This is a genomic window from Streptomyces sp. CT34, from assembly GCF_000805335.1.
Lineage (GTDB): Bacteria > Actinomycetota > Actinomycetes > Streptomycetales > Streptomycetaceae > Streptomyces.
This window is the reverse complement of record NZ_KN708638.1, coordinates 3415560-3431176: the sequence shown is the minus strand read 5'-3', so window position 1 is coordinate 3431176 and position 15617 is coordinate 3415560. Positions and strand designations below refer to the sequence as shown.

Genomic DNA, 15617 nt, shown 5'->3' with positions numbered 1-15617 from the left:
CCCGCCCACCAGAAAGCCCAACCCCCATGCCCCACCGCCCAAGCGATCAGCACCGCTCGCACCGCCCCCATCCCCTCCCCGGCACCGACCGCAGCCGCCCTCTCAGCCGGAACCGTGCCGAGCACGGCCCCCCGACCCGTCCGCACAATGCCAACCGTCCGCACCCGATACCGACCCACGACAGGGGCGCCTAGCCAGCCGGCGCCGAGGACGCCGAAGCCCACCGCCGCGGCCCGTACCTGCCATCGGCGGATCCCCACAGCGGATCCCGTCCCTTGGCGGACCTGCCCCCTCCACGGTCCGTCCCGCTCCTTACGGAGGCCCCGGCCCCGGCCACCGGCCCCCGGCCGCCCGCTCCTCCGCGTTCTGCGCGCCCGTACCCTGAAGGGGTGAGCACCACGCCCGAACCCGAAACGGCCTCCCCGGACGGAGCGCCCGAGGTCCAGGTCGAGCCCCAGGCCCAGGCCCCGACGTCGGCTCCCGCGAGCGCGCCCGCGGTGCGTCCGGCGCCGCGGGGTGCGGCGGCTCTGATCTTCGACGATCCGCTGGGCCGGCAGTCCTCGGACGACACCGACCGCGGCTGGGGGGAGCGCCCCGCGTCCGGGGACAGTGCGGCCGACCTCGCGCGCTTCCTCGACGAAAAACCGCCCCACCACCTCTGAGCGAGGCGACGGGGCGGCGTATGCCGGTCCTAGCGCCCGCTAGTGCTGCGTCTTCTGGCTGATGATGGCGCCCGCCGTCGAGGCCGCGTCCGGTGCCGTGGAGGTGCCGTTGCGCTGGGCGACCAGGGCGTCGCGGATCTCGGTGAGCAGTTCGATCTCGGTCGGGGCCGCCGGGGCGGTGTCGGTCGGCTTCTTGGCGTCCTGGCGGGCCTTCCACCTGTTCATCGGGAGGATCATGAGGAAGTAGACGACCGCCGCGGTGATCAGGAACGTCAGCGCCGCACTGAGCACCGAGCCCCACAGGATGTAGATGCCGTCGGTGAACTGGCCGGTCTTCTTGTCCACGCTGCACGTGGTGGTCAGGCACGCCTGGTAGTTGTCGAGGTTCTTCGAGCCGAGCGCGCCCACGATCGGGTTGATGACGCCCTTGACGACCGCGGTGACGATGCTGGTGAACGCCGCACCGACCACGACCGCCACCGCGAGCTCGATGACGTTGCCGCGCATCAGGAATTCCTTGAATCCCTGGAGGACGCTCTTCCGCTCGCCCTTTTTCTCGCTCACCTGACAGCCTCTTTCCACGCTTGCTCTGGACGGTGCACCGACGATCGGCACCGCAACTTACGGCAGGGCGGGGCAGGGATGTCCAATCGCGCGACACGGACCGGCGATCGACCGGTGCCTCGGTGCGGATCCGGGCGACACGGCCGCGGTACGTGCGGGGACGGGCCGTGGGACGGTGCGCCGTAGGGGGTGGATGAGCCCGCGGTGGGGTTCGTCGTACGGCGACCGGAACGGCCGTCCCGGGGGCGATGGGAGCCGCCGTCACGTCGGTCGTCGGTCCGGCGATCGCGACGGCGAGGGGGTCGGCGGTATCGATAGCGGCGTCGGTATCGGTGGTCCGGACGCGCCCCGGTAAGAGGCGCGCGGGTGCCCCGCCACCCGGAGAAGTCTTCCGTGCGTCGGACGGGGACGCCACTCGATCTTGGGGCGGAGCCGGCGGGACGGACATGATCACCGACCTCCGGCGGGGGTCGGCGCCGCGGGGCAGGCGGGTGCGGGGGCGGCTCGTACGGGCCCGTTCGATACGCCGGTGGCCAGTGCTGCCGCGGTGATCGCGAGGGCGGCGGTGAGCAGGCGCTGCCGGTGGGCCCGCCGCCACCGGCTGCGGGCGCCGGTCACCCGTACCGGCGGGAAGTGCGGCACTTCACATGGCGGGGGAGTGGGTAGCGGAGGAGCTGGGAGGGGCGGAGGGGAGGGTGCGGGATCGAGGGTGGGGACGAGTGGGTCGGGGGACGGACGGGCCATGGTGATCACCGCCTGCGGTGGGGAATCGGCTTCCCGGACCCGCCGTTCGGGCCCGGTGAACATCACCGTGCCGCATTCCGCCGCAGCCCGCTCCGGGCTGTGGACAGCCCCGCGATTGTGGATAACTCCGTCACCTGGCCACCCGGCCACCACCTGGCCATCCGGCCGCTCCCCGACCATTCGGCCGCCGCCCGGCCATCCGGCTGCCCCCCGACCATCCGACAACCTCAGCCACCCGGCACCCTCGTCGCCGGGCCACCCGGCCCCCGGCCCCCGGTCAAACGGGGTCACGCGGCCGGGGCCCGGCACCCTGCCCGACCCCGGCTCCCCGACCCCGGCTCCCCCCTACGGCAGCTCGATGCCCAGGTCCCACCCCTGGTGCGCGTCGGTGCACAGGCAGTCGCGGGTGGTGCTCCCGGGGAGGGCGGCGACCGTGTCGAAGAGGACTTCGCGGAGTCGGCCGATGTTCTGGCCGAAGACCTTGAGGACTTCCTCGTGGGAGACGCCGTCGCCGGTCTCGGTGCCCGCGTCCAGGTCGGTGACCAGCGTCAGCGAGGTGTAGCAGAGGCTCAATTCGCGGGCCAGGGCGGCTTCGGGGTGGCCGGTCATGCCGACCACCGACCAGCCCTGGGCGGCGTGCCAGCGCGACTCGGCGCGGGTGGAGAAGCGGGGTCCCTCGATGACGACGAGGGTGCCGCCGTCGACGGGTTCCCAGTCGCGGCCACCGGCGGCGGCGAGGGCGGCCCGGCGCCCGGTGGGGCAGTACGGGTCGGCGAAGGTGAGGTGCACGACGTTGGGCACGCTGCCGTCGGGGAGCGGTACACCGTCGAAGTACGTCTGGACGCGGCCCTTGGTGCGGTCGACGACCTGGTCGGGGACCAGGAGGGTCCCGGGCCCGTATTCGGGGCGCAGGCCGCCGACGGCGCACGGGCCGAGGACCTGCCGTACGCCGAGGGAGCGCAGCGCCCACATGTTGGCGCGGTAGTTGATGCGGTGCGGCGGGAGGTGGTGCCCGCGGCCGTGCCGGGGCAGGAAGGCGACGGAGCGGCCGGCGATCTCGCCCAGGAACAGGGAGTCGCTCGGCGGCCCGTAGGGGGTGTCCACCGTGATCTCGGTCACGTCGTCGAGGAATGAGTAGAACCCCGACCCGCCGATTACGCCAATCTCCGCGTCAGCCATGCCGGTCACACTATCGGGCGTTGCCGGGCGTTGTCGGGGGCGCTGTGGCGGGCCAAGGACAGATCACGGGGCGCCGGGGCGCCCGCCTCTCGCCCCGAACGCGACGGACCCCGCCGGCCCCCTCTGGCGGGGGTGGCGGGGTCCGGAGAGCGCGGAGGTCAGGCGGCGGAGCTGGTGCTCGCCGAGCCCGAGGTGCCGGCAGCGGCCGTGGCCGACGGCTTGCTGTCCGAGGAGCCGCTCGACGCGGAGCCGCTCGACGAGGAGTCGGACGAGGACGGCGAGGGCGACGAGCCGTTCGACGAGGAGGAGCTGTTGGCGGGGCTGCTGCTGGACGACGAGCCGCGGCTGTCGTTGCGGTAGAAGCCGGAGCCCTTGAAGACGATGCCGACCGCGGAGAACACCTTCTTGAGGCGTCCGTTGCAGCTGGGGCACTCGGTGAGCGCGTCGTCGGTGAACTTCTGCACGGCCTCGAGGCCCTCGCCGCACGCGGTGCACTGGTACTGGTAGGTCGGCACTTGACTTCCTCCTGGCACTCTCACTCGTTGAGTGCTAACGACGCTCCATATTGCAGTATTCCCGCGGATCAGTCCACCGTGACCGGGATACGGTGACCGACTCCACGTCCGGTTCCGGTCCTCCGAGGCGGCCGGCTCCGGGGCGGGTCCGGTGCCCGGTCCGGCCGGGCCGGACGCCTGTCGCGTCCGGCCCGGTGGCCCGTCAGGCGTTCGCCAGCTCGCGGTCGTGGTCGTCGCGGGCCGGCCCGGCGGCGTCCGGCGACCCGGCGACCACCTTCGAGGAGCGCGGCAGCAGGTGGGCCCGCAGCGCCAGCAGCACGATCAGGGCCAGCGCGGTGCCGGCCAGCGGCACCAGGAACCCGGTGCTCGGGCCGAAGCGGTCCGCCAGCTGGCCGGCGGAGGTGGCCGCGGCGGCCTGGCCCAGCGCGACCGCGCCGGTCAGCCAGGTGAAGGCCTCGGTACGGGCGGCGGCCGGGACCAGCGACTCGACGAGGGTGTAGCCGGTGATCAGCGCGGGGGCGATGCACAGGCCGACGACCAGGCCGACGGCGCCCAGCAGCGGTACCGAGGTCACCGCCCACAGCGGGGTGGTGGCCAGTGCCAGCAGCCCGTAGGCGACCAGCAGCCGGCGGCGCGGGCCGATCTTCCAGGCGATGGCGCCGCAGGCGATGCCGGCGAGCATGTTGCCGCCCGCGAAGATCCCGTAGAGGACGCCGTTGATGCCGGGCTGCCCGATGTGCTCGGTGAGAGCGGTCAGCGAGACCTGCATCCCGCCGAAGACGGAGCCGATGCCGAGGAACGCCACGATCAGGACGCGTACGCCGGGGACGGACAGCGCGGAGACGCGCGGGGCGTCGTCGGCGTGCCCCCGGTGGACGGGCGGCTGGGTGCGCCGCTGGGAGGCGAACAGCAGGCCGCCGGCCAGCGACAGCGCGGCCTCGGCGATCAGGCCGGCGGCCGGGTGGATGCCGGTGCACAGCGCGGTCGCCAGCACCGGGCCGACGACGAAGGTGAACTCGTCGGTGACCGACTCGAAGGCGGCGGCCGTCGGCATCAGCGGGCTGCCGCCCAGCTTCGCCGCCCAGCGGGCCCGCACCATCGGGCCGACCTGCGGCGTCGAGGCGCCCGTGGGGACGGCCACCGCGAGCAGCGCCCACAGGGGAGCCTGCGCGAGGGCCAGGGTGATCAGGGCGGAGACGCCGGCGGCGTGCACCAGGACGCCGGGGATCAGGACGGCGCGCTGGCCGAAGCGGTCGGCGAGCTTGCCGCTCTGCGGGGCGAACAGCGCCATCGAGACGCCGGTGGCGGCGGAGACCGCGCCGGCGGTGCCGTAGGAGCCGGTGGTGGACTGGACCAGCAGGACGATGCCGATGGTCAGCATCGCGAACGGCTGCCGGGCCAGGAAGCCGGGCAGCAGGAACGTCCACGCGCCGGGCGTGCGCAACAGTTGTCCGTAACCGGGACGGGAATCCTTGACCGCGGATGCCACGGCCGGGCCTTTCTGCCGCCTGGTAGCGCTGCCCCGAGAGGTCGTCACGGGTACGCGCCGAGAGCTGTCCTCTCGCGCAGGACCGAGTGATACCGCGTGGTCCGCACCGGAGGGGTGGCTGCGTGTGGCAGGGGACCGCGGCCGCCGAGCGGTCGCGCCAGCTCTGCGTCAGGCAGAGTTGGTTCGTAATCCGTCAAATTTCTGTCTTCATACTACAGGTCGAAAGCGGTGAAGCCCTGGGATTAACCAGGGCTTCACCGGGATTTCCTTTGGTTCCGTGGAGAGATACAGCACATTCGCGGCCGGGCGGGGCAAGGCGGGCCGCGACGGAGCCCGAGCGCCGGGCCCGCACGAGCCGGCCGGCCCCGGCTCAGCCGCGCCGGGGCCGCCGGCCGGCTTCCTCCCGGTGTGCGCCGGTGCCGAGCCAGCCGGCCAGCTTGCCGCCCTGCGAGACGGCCTGGAGCCGCCGCTCGGCCGCGTCGCGCACCGGGTCCGTGGCGACCACCAGCAGCTCGTCGCCGCGCCGCAGCACGGTGGTGGGGGAGGGCACGAAGCTGGTGCCGTCCCGTACGACGAGGGTGACCGCGGCGCCCGCCGGCATCCGCAGTTCGCCGACCTCGACGCCGTGCATACGGGAGGCGGGCCCTATCGACGTCGACAGCAGATGGCCGCGCAGCCGCTCCAGGGGTGCCGACTCGATGCCCAGGTCGGCGGCCTCCTCACCCTCGCCCAGCCGCAGCCGGCGGGCCAGCCACGGCAGGGTCGGCCCCTGGATGAGGGTGTAGACGACGACCAGGACGAAGACGATGTTGAAGACCGTCTCGCTGCCGGGGACGTCGCCGACCATCGGGATGGTGGCCAGCACGATCGGTACCGCGCCGCGCAGCCCGGCCCAGGACAGCAGTGTCTTCTCCTGCCAGGGCACCCGGAACGGCAGCAGCGAGGTGAAGACGGACAGCGGCCGGGCCACGATCGTCAGGATCATGCCGATGACCAGCGCCGGCACGATGTCGACGAGCAGGTTGTGCGGGGTGACGAGGAGGCCCAGCAGCACGAACATCCCGATCTGGCCGATCCAGCCGACCCCCTCGGCGAACCCGCGGGTGGCCGGGGCGTGCGGGAGCTTGGCGTTGCCGAGGACGACCGCGGCCAGGTAGACGGCGAGGAAGCCGGAGCCGTGCGCCAGCGCGCCGGCCGCGTACGCGGAGACGGCGATGGCCATCACGGCGATCGGGTAGAGGCCGGAGGCGGGCAGTGCCACATGCCGCATGCCGTAGGCGCCGAGCCAGCCGACGGCCAGTCCGATGGCGGCGCCGATCGCCAGCTCCAGCGCTATCTCGCCGAGCAGGACGTACCAGTGCTCGAACGGGCCGGCGGTGGAGAAAGCGACGACGAGGATGACCACCGGGGCGTCGTTGAAGCCGGACTCGGCCTCCAGGATGCCGGTCAGCCGGGACGGCAGCGGCACGCTGCGCAGGACGGAGAAGACGGCCGCGGCGTCCGTGGAGGAGACCACCGCGCCGATCAGCAGGGCCTGGCGCCATTCGAGCCCGGCCAGATAGTGCGCGCCGGCCGCGGTGACCCCCACGCTCACCGCGACGCCGAACGTCGAGAGCACCGCCGCCCGGGGCAGTGCCGGTTTTATCTCTTTCCACTTGGTACCCAGGCCGCCCTCGGCGAGGATCACCACCAGGGCCGCGTAGCCCAGGAGTTGGGTCAGTTCGGCGTTGTCGAAGACGATGCCGCCGATGCCGTCCTGCCCTATGGCGATGCCTATCCCCAGGTAGATGAGCAGGCTGGGGAGCCCGCTGCGCGAGGAGAGCCGTACCGCGGCGACTGCGATGAGCAGTACGAGCGAGCAGATCAGCAGGAGTTCGTTGAGGTGTTCGACAGTCAGGAGCTGATCCTTCCTCGGGCGGATCGGGGCGGCCGGGTGGCTGGTCCTTACCGTATCTAGTTACTCACCCTAACAATTTACCATTGCTTGAAAGTTTGATGTGCTGGCGGTGACTCCGCGTAGGGGTCGCACAAGCCGTGCGCCTATGGTTGCTCCAGCACTCCCACCCTGCCCCTCGAAGGACAGAGATGCCCGCCAACAAGTCCGGACCGGCCCCCAAAAAGAAGAAGGGGCGGCGTGGCCGCCTCGTCGCGCTCACGGTCGTGCTGCTGCTCGTGGCGGGCATCGGCTTCGGCGCGTACTGGAGCGTCAGCACCGTGCGCGCATCCTTCCCGGAGACCACCGGGTCGCTCAAACTCCCGGGCCTGACCGACCCGGTGGACGTGGTGCGTGACACCAACGGCATCCCGCAGATCTACGCCGACACCGACCAGGACCTCTTCCGCGCCCAGGGATACGTCCAGGCCCAGGACCGCTTCTGGGAGATGGACGTCCGCCGGCACATGACCGCGGGCCGGCTTTCGGAAATGTTCGGCAAGAGTCAGGTCAAGACCGACGAGTTCCTGCGGACCCTCGGCTGGCACGAGGTGGCGCAGAAGGAATACGACACCAAGCTGTCGGCCGACACCAAGAAGAACCTCCAGGCGTACGCCGCCGGCGTCAACGCCTACCTCAAGGACCATCAGGGCTCGGCGCTGTCCCTGGAGTACGCGGCGCTCGGCTTCCAGAACGACTACAAGCCCGAGAAGTGGACCCCGGTCGACTCGGTGGCCTGGCTCAAGGCGATGGCCTGGGACCTGCGCGGCAACATGCAGGAGGAGATCGACCGCGCCCTGATGACCAGCCGGTTCACCCCGGCCCAGATCAACCAGCTCTACCCGGCCTACCCGTACCAGCGGAACCGGCCGATCGTCGACGGCGGCGCGGTCGACCCGGCCACCAAGGAGTTCGACCCCAAGGCCACCGCCGGCAGCACCTCCGCCGGCACCCCGGGCGCGGCCGGCGCGCGCGTCCACTCGCAGCTCTCCGCGCTGTCCACCACCCTTGAGAAGATCCCGGCGCTGCTCGGCCCCAACGGCAACGGCATCGGCTCCAACTCCTGGGTCGTCTCCGGGGAGCACACCACCACCGGCAAGCCGCTGCTCGCCAACGACCCGCACCTGGCGCCGCAGATGCCCTCGCTCTGGTACCAGATGGGCCTGCACTGCCGCACCACCGGCCCCAAGTGCAACTACGACGTCGCCGGCTTCACCTTCTCCGGCATGCCCGGTGTCGTCATCGGCCACAACCAGAACATCTCCTGGGGCATGACCAACCTCGGCGCGGACGTCACCGACCTGTACCTGGAGAAGATCAACGCCGACGGGTACCTCTACGACAACAAGCAGCGGCCCTTCATCACGCGCAAGGAGACCATCAAGGTCGCCGGCGGGGAGAGCCGCCAGATCACCGTCCGCGCCACCAACAACGGCCCGATCGTCTCCGACCGCGACGACGAGCTGGCCGGCGTCGGCAAGGACGCCCCGGTGGCCAACGGCGCCCCCGACCGCGGCGACGGCTACGCCGTATCGCTGCGCTGGACCGCCCTGGACCCGGGCAAGACCATGGACGCCTTCTTCGAGTTCAACCGCGCCAAGGACTGGACGGACTTCCGCAGGGCCGCCGCCGACTTCGAGGTCCCCTCCCAGAACCTGATCTACGCCGACACCAAGGGCAACATCGGCTACCAGGCGCCCGGGAAGATCCCGGTCCGCGGCAAGGGCGACGGCAGTTACCCGGCGCCCGGCTGGGACCCCGCCTACCAGTGGACCGGCTACATCCCGCAGAGCGCGCTGCCGTACGAGTACAACCCCAAGCGCGGCTTCATCGTCACCGCCAACCAGGCCGTCACCGACGAGAAGTACCCGTACCTGATCACCAAGGACTGGGGCTACGGCACCCGCAGCCAGCGGATCAACGACCTCATCGAGTCCAAGATCAAGGACGGCGGCAAGGTCTCCACCGACGACATGCAGACCTTCCAGAAGGACAACAGCAGCGAGATCGCCCGGCTGCTGACCCCCTACCTGACGAAGATCGACATCAAGGACAAGTACGTCCGCGACGCCCAGCAGCTGCTCAGCGGCTGGGACTTCACCCAGGAGCCCGACTCCGCCGCCGCCGCGTACTTCAACGCCGTCTGGCGCAACACCCTCAAGCTCGCCTTCGGCGACAAGATGCCCAAGGAACTGCGCGTCCGGGGCCAGTGCCTCTACGTCCGCCCGGCCAGCGACACCGGACCCGCCGACGACCAGAACAAGCTGGTCCGCGAATGCGGCGAGCGGGCCGGCGACACCGCCCAGCCCGACGGCGGCGACCGCTGGTACGAGGTCGTCCGCAACATCCTCGACGACCCCGAAAACGCCTGGTGGAAGACCGAGGACCGGCCCGGCCACCCCGGCCTGAAGAACCGCGACCAGCTCCTCGCGCAGGCCATGAAGGACGCCCGCTACGAGCTGACCTCCAAGCTCGGCAAGAACATCGACAACTGGACCTGGGGCCGGCTCCACCAGATGGACCTGACCAACCAGACCCTCGGCAAGGACGGGCCGGGCTTCCTCCAGGGCCTGTTCAACCGCGGCCCGTGGAACCTCGGCGGCGGTGAGGCCGCGGTCGACGCCACCGGCTGGAACGCCTCCGGCGGCTACAAGGTCACCTGGGTCCCGTCCATGCGGATGATCGTCAACCTCGCCGACCTCGACAAGTCCCGCTGGATCAACCTCACCGGCGCCTCCGGGCACGCCTACAGCGCCCACTACTACGACCAGACCGACAAGTGGGCCAAGGGCGAACTCCTCCCCTGGGCGTTCGGCGAAGCGGCCGTCAAGAAGGCGGGCAAGGAGACGCTGACACTGTCGCCGTAGCGCCGCCCGCCGCCGCGTCGCGCGAGGCCGCCACCGGGCGGGCCGGAACCCTCCGGCCCGCCCGGTCGCGTCCCGGGCCCAACAGTGTTACAGGACACGGGAGTTCGGCGATTTTCGGCCATTCCGGGGCGCCATTCGACGCGTTTTCCCCGCGCGGCGTTTCCACGCGCTCCCGACGCGTGCCGCGGACGACGCGTGCCGCGGACTTCCCCCGCCCCGCCGCTCAGCGCCGGAAGCGGTGCACCCCCGAGGGCGTCACCGCCGCGTGCACCCGGCGGTCGTGCGGCTCCTCCGGGACCTCGTCCAGCACCTCGTCGTCGTGCAGCAGCACCACCAGCGACGTCCGCGCACCGGCCCGCTCCAGCCGCGCCAGCACCCGGTCGTACGAGCCGCCGCCGCGCCCCAGCCGCAGCCCCGTACGGTCCACCGCCAGCCCCGGCAGCAGCACCACGTCCGCCCGCGTGACCGCCTCCGGCGTCAGCCGCGCGCCGTCCGGCTCGTGCAGCCCCCAGCCCGCCGGGACCAGGTGCTCGGCGCCTTCGTACACCGCCCAGTCCAGATCGTTGTCCGGCAGCAGGACCGGCAGCAGCACCCGCACCCCGGCCGCCCGCAGCGCGTCGAGCAGCGTCCGGGTGTCCGGTTCGCCGCCGATCGACACATACGCCGCGACGGTCGGCGTGGCTCCCTCGGCGGCGCCCGCCCGCAGCTCGTCCAGCTCCAGCACCCGGCGGGCCAGCGCGGCGCCCCGCTCCGCGACGACCGTGGCCGGCAACGATCTCCTCACCTCCAGGAGATCCCGCCGCAACCTGCGCTTTCTCTCGTGGACAACGCTCACGTGTGGCCTCGCTCGGGTCTCTCATGATCTCTTAACCGGACCCTCATCATCGTGCCGTTCGGCCCGGTTAGGGTGGCGCGCATGACCACCCCATCGCACGCACGGATCAGCAAGGCTGTCATCCCGGCCGCAGGGCTCGGCACCCGCTTCCTGCCGGCGACGAAGGCCACCCCCAAGGAGATGCTCCCGGTCGTCGACAAGCCCGCCATCCAGTACGTCGTGGAGGAGGCAGCCGCGGCCGGACTCTCCGACGTCCTCATGGTGACCGGCCGCAACAAGCGCCCCCTGGAGGACCACTTCGACCGCAACTACGAACTCGAAGAGGCACTGCACCGCAAGGGCGACGGATCCCGCCTCGCCAAGGTCCAGGAATCCAGCGACCTGGCGACCATCCACTACGTACGGCAGGGCAACCCCAGGGGCCTGGGCCACGCCGTGCTGTGCGCCGCCCCGCACGTCGGCGACCAGCCGTTCGCGGTCCTCCTGGGCGACGACCTCATCGACCCCCGCGACCCGCTGCTGCGCCGGATGATAGAGGTGCAGGAGCAGTACGGCGGCTCGGTCATCGCCCTCATGGAGGTCGACCCCGCCGCCATCCACCTCTACGGCTGCGCAGCCGCCGCCCCCACCGGCGACGACGACGTCGTCACCGTCTCCGACCTGGTCGAGAAGCCCGAGCCGGGCGAGGCGCCCAGCAACCTCGCCATCATCGGCCGCTACGTCCTCGACCCCGCCGTCTTCGAGGTGCTCCGCAAGACCGACCCGGGCCGCGGCGGCGAGATCCAGCTCACCGACGCCCTCCAGGCACTGGTCGCCGACCCGGGACTGGGCGGGCCGGTGCACGGCGTGGTCTTCAAGGGCCGCCGCTATGACACCGGTGACCGCGGCGACTACCTGCGTGCCATTGTCAGACTGGCATGCGAACGTGAAGACCTGGGACCCGACTTCCGGGCCTGGCTGCGCAGTTACGTCACCGAGGAGATGTAGGACGTTGAACGGCACCACCGGCCAGACCAGCCACCCGGACCGCGTCTGGTCGGTGGCCGAGCACCTCGACGACGTCCTCGCGGCGATCCGCCCGCTGGCGCCGGCCGAGCGGCAGCTGCTCGACGCCCAGGGCTGCGTCCTCGCCGAGGACATCGCCGTCCCGCTGCCGCTGCCGCCGTTCGACAACAGCTCCATGGACGGCTACGCGGTCCGCGTCGCCGACGTCGCGGACGCCACCGAGGGCGCCCCGGCGGTCCTCACGGTCGTCGGCGACGTCGCCGCCGGCAGCGGCGAGCTCCCCGCCGTCGGCCCCGGCCAGGCCGCCCGCATCATGACCGGTGCCCCGGTGCCGCCCGGCGCCGACACCGTCGTCCCCGTCGAGTGGACCGACGGCGGCACGGGCCGGGGGCCGGCCGCCGCGATGCGCGCGCGCAGCGCCGCGCCCCAGGACGCGTCCGGCGAGGTCCGCGTGCACCGCCCGGCCGCCGCCGGCGCCCATGTCCGCCGCCGCGGCGGCGACGTCACGGCGGGCGAGCGGGCGCTGCCCGCGGGCACGGTCCTGGGCCCCTCGCAGATCGGCCTGCTCGCCGCCATCGGCCGCGGCACCGTACGGGTCCACCCCCGCCCCCGGGTCGTCGTGATGTCGACCGGCAGCGAACTGGTCCAGCCCGGCGAGGCGTTGGGCCCCGGCCAGATCCACGACTCCAACAGCTTCCAGCTCACCGCCGCCGCCCGCGAGGCCGGCGCGGTCGCCTACCGCGTCGGTGCCGTCGCCGACGACGCCGGCACCCTCCGCGCCACCCTGGAGGACCAGCTCGCCCGGGCCGACGTCCTGGTCACCAGCGGCGGCGTCAGCGTCGGCGCCTACGACGTCGTCAAGGAGACCCTGGCCGACCTGGCCGCGGGCGCGGCGACTGAACGGGCCCCCTCGGTCACCGGCCGGGTGGAGTTCCGCAAGCTCGCCATGCAGCCCGGCAAGCCCCAGGGCTTCGGGCTCATCGGCCCCGACCGCGTCCCGCTGCTCGCCCTGCCCGGCAACCCGGTCAGCTCGTACGTCTCCTTCGAGCTCTTCGTCCGCCCCGTCATCCGCACGCTCATGGGCCACCCCGACGTCCACCGCCCCACCGCCCGCGCCCGCTGCACCGAGGCCATCGGCTCCTCCCCCAAGGGCAGGCGGCAGTTCCTGCGCGGCAGCTACGACCCGGCGGCCGGCACGGTCACCCCCGTCGGCGGCAGCGGCTCCCACCTGATCAAGGCCATGGCCCACTCCGACGCGCTGATCGTCGTCCCCGAGGACCTCGCCGAGGTGCCCGCGGGCGCCACCGTGGAGGTCGTGCTGCTCGGCCGCGGGTGAGTGCCGGCCGCACTCCGCCGGGCGAGAAGTCGCATACCGGCAACGGGAAGTCGTATACCGGAAAGAGGAAGCCCGCGGCGCGGGCCCGGTAGCCCCCGGGGGTACGGTGTCGTCCCACAGGCGGCAGTTTGGACCGGGAGAACGATGAGCAGCGGCCAGCAACACCTCACCCATATCGATGCGTCGGGCGCGGCCCGGATGGTCGACGTCACGGCGAAGGACGTCACCGCCCGCACCGCCGCCGCCCGCGGCCGGGTCCTGGTTTCGCCGCAGGTCATCGCGTTGCTGCGGGGTGAGGGGATGCCGAAGGGCGACGCCCTGGCCACCGCCCGGATCGCCGGCATCATGGGCGCCAAGCGCACCCCCGAGCTGATCCCGCTCTGCCACCCGCTCGCCGTCTCCGGGGTCACCGTGGATCTCGCCGTCGCCGACGACGCCGTCGAGATCACCGCCACGGTCCGGACCACCGACCGCACCGGCGTCGAGATGGAGGCCCTGACGGCGGTGTCGGTCGCCGCGCTCACCGTCGTCGACATGGTCAAGGCCGTCGACAAGGCCGCGGTGATCTCCGACGTCCGCGTCGAGGAGAAGACCGGCGGCAAGTCCGGTGACTGGAGCCGGTCGTGAGACCCGCCCGCGCCCTCGTCGTCACCGCCTCCAACCGCGCCGCCGCCGGCGTGTACGAGGACAGGGGCGGCCCGCTGCTCGCCGAGGGCCTGACCGCCATGGGCTTCACGGTCGACGGCCCCCGGGTCGTCCCCGACGGCGACCCGGTGGAAGCCGCCCTGCGCGACGCCGCCGCCCGGTCCTACGACGTCGTCCTGACCACCGGCGGCACCGGTGTCTCGCCCACCGACCGCACCCCCGAGGCCACCCGCCGGGTCCTCGACTACGAGGTCCCCGGCATCCCCGAGGCGATCCGCGCCGCCGGCCGCGCCACGGTCCCCACCGCGGCCCTCTCCCGCGGCCTGGCGGGCGTCGCCGGCCGGACCCTGATCGTCAACCTGCCGGGCTCGACGGGCGGGGTACGCGACGGGCTCGCCGTCCTGGCCGACCTCCTCCCGCACGCCGTCGACCAGCTCCGCGGCGGCGACCACCCCAGACCCTCCGGGAGCCCCAGCTGAACGCGCCCTGGCCGGTGGTCCTGACCGACGGAGACATCTCCCTCCGCCCGATAAAGCTGCGCGATCAGCGCCCCTGGCGGGAGGTCAACCGCCGCAACCGCGACTGGCTGCGCCCCTGGGAAGCCACCGTCCCGCCGCCCCCGCCGGGCCTTCCGGTGCCGCACCGCCCGACGTTCCGTCAGATGGTCCGGCATCTGCGCGCCGAGGCGCACGCCGGCCGGATGCTGCCGTTCGTCGTGGAATACCGCGGCCGGCTCGCCGGGCAACTCACCGTCGCCGGCATCACCTGGGGCTCGATGTGCTCGGGCCATATCGGCTACTGGGTCGACCGGGAAGTCGCCGGCCGCGGCGTCATGCCGACCGCCGTGGCGCTCGCCGTCGACCACTGTTTCCACACCGTGGGACTGCACCGCATCGAGGTCTGCATTCGGCCGGAAAACACCCCCAGCCGGCGTGTGGTGGAGAAACTGGGCTTCCGCGAAGAAGGCATCCGCCCGCGCTACCTCCACATCGACGGCGCCTGGCGTGACCACGCGGTTTTCGCGCTCACCGCGGAGGAAGTGCCCGAGGGCCTCCTCAACCGCTGGCGGCGGCAGAAACCCAGTACGCCGGGAACACCCGACGCATCCCACAAATGAAAAATCCGTTCGAATTAATCCCTCAGCGGCACCGGATTCCTCACAAGGCCATCGCAACAATCACAAAAAAAGTTCGAGATATCAGCCAGATCGTGCGACACACCGGCCCAATTGGCGGATGGCCCCACGCAAACCCCTCTACCGTGTGAGTTGTGAGAAGCAGCGGCCTCATCTACGCAGTCATCGTCGGGGCCTGGGCCGCCTACCTGGTGCCGATGTGGCTCCGTAGGCAGGACGAGCTCAACGAGGCCCGTCCGACCGAGCGCTTCAGCACTGCCATCCGGCTCCTGTCCGGGCGCGCGGCCATGCAGCGCCGCTACGACAAGGAGCAGGAGGCGTGCCCCGCCGGCGATGCGGGCGACGAGCGGGACCCGGACGCCGTGGACGACCCGGACAGCCCGGTCGACGTCCGGCCCTTCGGCGACCCCGCGGCGATCCCGGAGCCCTCCGGCGACGCCGCCCCCGCCCGCTCCAAGCCGGCCCCGCCGCGCCCCACCCCCACCGACCGCATCAAGCGCGCCAGGGTCCTCGCCCGCCGCCGGCGCACCATCACCATCCTCTTCCTCGCCTTCACCGCCGGCGCCATCGCCGCGGCCGTGGGCGGCCTGCCCTTCCTGTGGGCCCCCGCCCTCCCCGCGATCCTCCTGACCGCGTACATCGTCTATCTGCGCGCCCAGGAGCGGCGGCGCTTCACCTTCACCATGGACCGGCGCAAGGCGGAGGCGG

Annotated in this window: 13 protein-coding genes and 1 pseudogene; 8 read left to right on the top strand and 6 right to left on the bottom strand. The window is 72.3% G+C overall.

From position 1 onward, the window contains the following. Nucleotides 1-389 precede the first annotated feature (389 nt). Nucleotides 390-662 (top strand): hypothetical protein, encoded by a 273-nt coding sequence (locus RZ84_RS14925; protein ID WP_043264746.1) that lies wholly within the window; start codon nucleotides 390-392, stop codon nucleotides 660-662. Nucleotides 663-701: 39 nt separating this feature from the next. Here the strand turns inward: RZ84_RS14925 and mscL are convergent, their stop codons facing one another. The 5 genes from mscL to RZ84_RS14900 form a co-directional block, all read right to left on the bottom strand. Beyond that, nucleotides 702-1226, bottom strand: a complete 525-nt coding sequence (mscL, locus tag RZ84_RS14920; protein ID WP_043264745.1) for a large conductance mechanosensitive channel protein MscL — start codon at nucleotides 1224-1226, stop codon at nucleotides 702-704. A 1089-nt stretch (nucleotides 1227-2315) separates the two neighbouring features. Continuing rightward, a complete protein-coding gene (locus RZ84_RS14915; protein WP_043264744.1) occupies nucleotides 2316-3149 on the bottom strand; it encodes an S-methyl-5'-thioadenosine phosphorylase in 834 nt (277 codons plus the stop codon). Nucleotides 3150-3307: 158 nt separating this feature from the next. Beyond that, the gene (locus RZ84_RS14910; protein WP_043264743.1) at nucleotides 3308-3664 is read right to left on the bottom strand and encodes an FmdB family zinc ribbon protein; all 357 of its coding nucleotides are present in this window, start codon (nucleotides 3662-3664) and stop codon (nucleotides 3308-3310) included. Between the two features lie 202 nt (nucleotides 3665-3866). Further along, complete coding sequence (locus RZ84_RS14905; RefSeq protein WP_043264742.1) at nucleotides 3867-5153, bottom strand: MFS transporter; 1287 nt, start codon at nucleotides 5151-5153, stop codon at nucleotides 3867-3869. Nucleotides 5154-5523: 370 nt separating this feature from the next. After that, entirely contained in the window at nucleotides 5524-7074 is a 1551-nt protein-coding gene (locus RZ84_RS14900) for a potassium/proton antiporter (RefSeq protein WP_052229944.1), read from the bottom strand. 164 nt (nucleotides 7075-7238) lie between these two features. Between RZ84_RS14900 and RZ84_RS14895 the strand changes: the two genes are divergently transcribed. After that, nucleotides 7239-9953 carry a penicillin acylase family protein gene (locus RZ84_RS14895; protein ID WP_043264741.1) on the top strand — a complete coding sequence of 905 codons (2715 nt, stop codon included), beginning with the start codon at nucleotides 7239-7241 and terminating at the stop codon, nucleotides 9951-9953. Between the two features lie 223 nt (nucleotides 9954-10176). Here RZ84_RS14895 and RZ84_RS14890 read toward each other — a convergent pair whose 3' ends face one another. Then, complete coding sequence (locus RZ84_RS14890) at nucleotides 10177-10758, bottom strand: 5-formyltetrahydrofolate cyclo-ligase (protein WP_277816902.1); 582 nt, start codon at nucleotides 10756-10758, stop codon at nucleotides 10177-10179. A 111-nt stretch (nucleotides 10759-10869) separates the two neighbouring features. Here RZ84_RS14890 and galU point away from each other — a divergent pair, with 111 nt between their 5' ends. The 6 genes and pseudogenes from galU to RZ84_RS41095 all read left to right on the top strand — a co-directional run. Continuing rightward, complete coding sequence (gene galU / locus RZ84_RS14885; RefSeq protein ID WP_043264739.1) at nucleotides 10870-11775, top strand: UTP--glucose-1-phosphate uridylyltransferase GalU; 906 nt, start codon at nucleotides 10870-10872, stop codon at nucleotides 11773-11775. Between the two features lie 4 nt (nucleotides 11776-11779). Continuing rightward, entirely contained in the window at nucleotides 11780-13129 is a 1350-nt protein-coding gene (glp, locus tag RZ84_RS14880; protein WP_043264738.1) for a molybdotransferase-like divisome protein Glp, read from the top strand. Nucleotides 13130-13273: 144 nt separating this feature from the next. Next, the gene (moaC, locus tag RZ84_RS14875) at nucleotides 13274-13756 is read left to right on the top strand and encodes a cyclic pyranopterin monophosphate synthase MoaC (protein ID WP_043264737.1); all 483 of its coding nucleotides are present in this window, start codon (nucleotides 13274-13276) and stop codon (nucleotides 13754-13756) included. Then, entirely contained in the window at nucleotides 13753-14253 is a 501-nt protein-coding gene (locus tag RZ84_RS14870; RefSeq protein WP_043264736.1) for a MogA/MoaB family molybdenum cofactor biosynthesis protein, read from the top strand. Before moaC ends, RZ84_RS14870 begins: the two co-directional genes overlap by 4 nt. Before the next feature lie 14 nt (nucleotides 14254-14267). After that, nucleotides 14268-14891: a GNAT family N-acetyltransferase gene (locus RZ84_RS14865; protein WP_043264735.1), complete on the top strand. Its 624-nt coding sequence runs from the start codon at nucleotides 14268-14270 to the stop codon at nucleotides 14889-14891. A 152-nt stretch (nucleotides 14892-15043) separates the two neighbouring features. Further along, nucleotides 15044-15617 (top strand): annotated as a pseudogene (locus RZ84_RS41095) (hypothetical protein); the annotation flags it as partial.

Coding starts and splice junctions, on each gene's coding strand:
- galU (WP_043264739.1), top strand. CDS start 10,870: ATGACCACCCCATCGCACGCACGGATCAGCAAGGCTGTCATCCCGGCC.
- RZ84_RS14895 (WP_043264741.1), top strand. CDS start 7,239: ATGCCCGCCAACAAGTCCGGACCGGCCCCCAAAAAGAAGAAGGGGCGG.
- RZ84_RS14915 (WP_043264744.1), bottom strand. CDS start 3,149: ATGGCTGACGCGGAGATTGGCGTAATCGGCGGGTCGGGGTTCTACTCA.
- moaC (WP_043264737.1), top strand. CDS start 13,274: ATGAGCAGCGGCCAGCAACACCTCACCCATATCGATGCGTCGGGCGCG.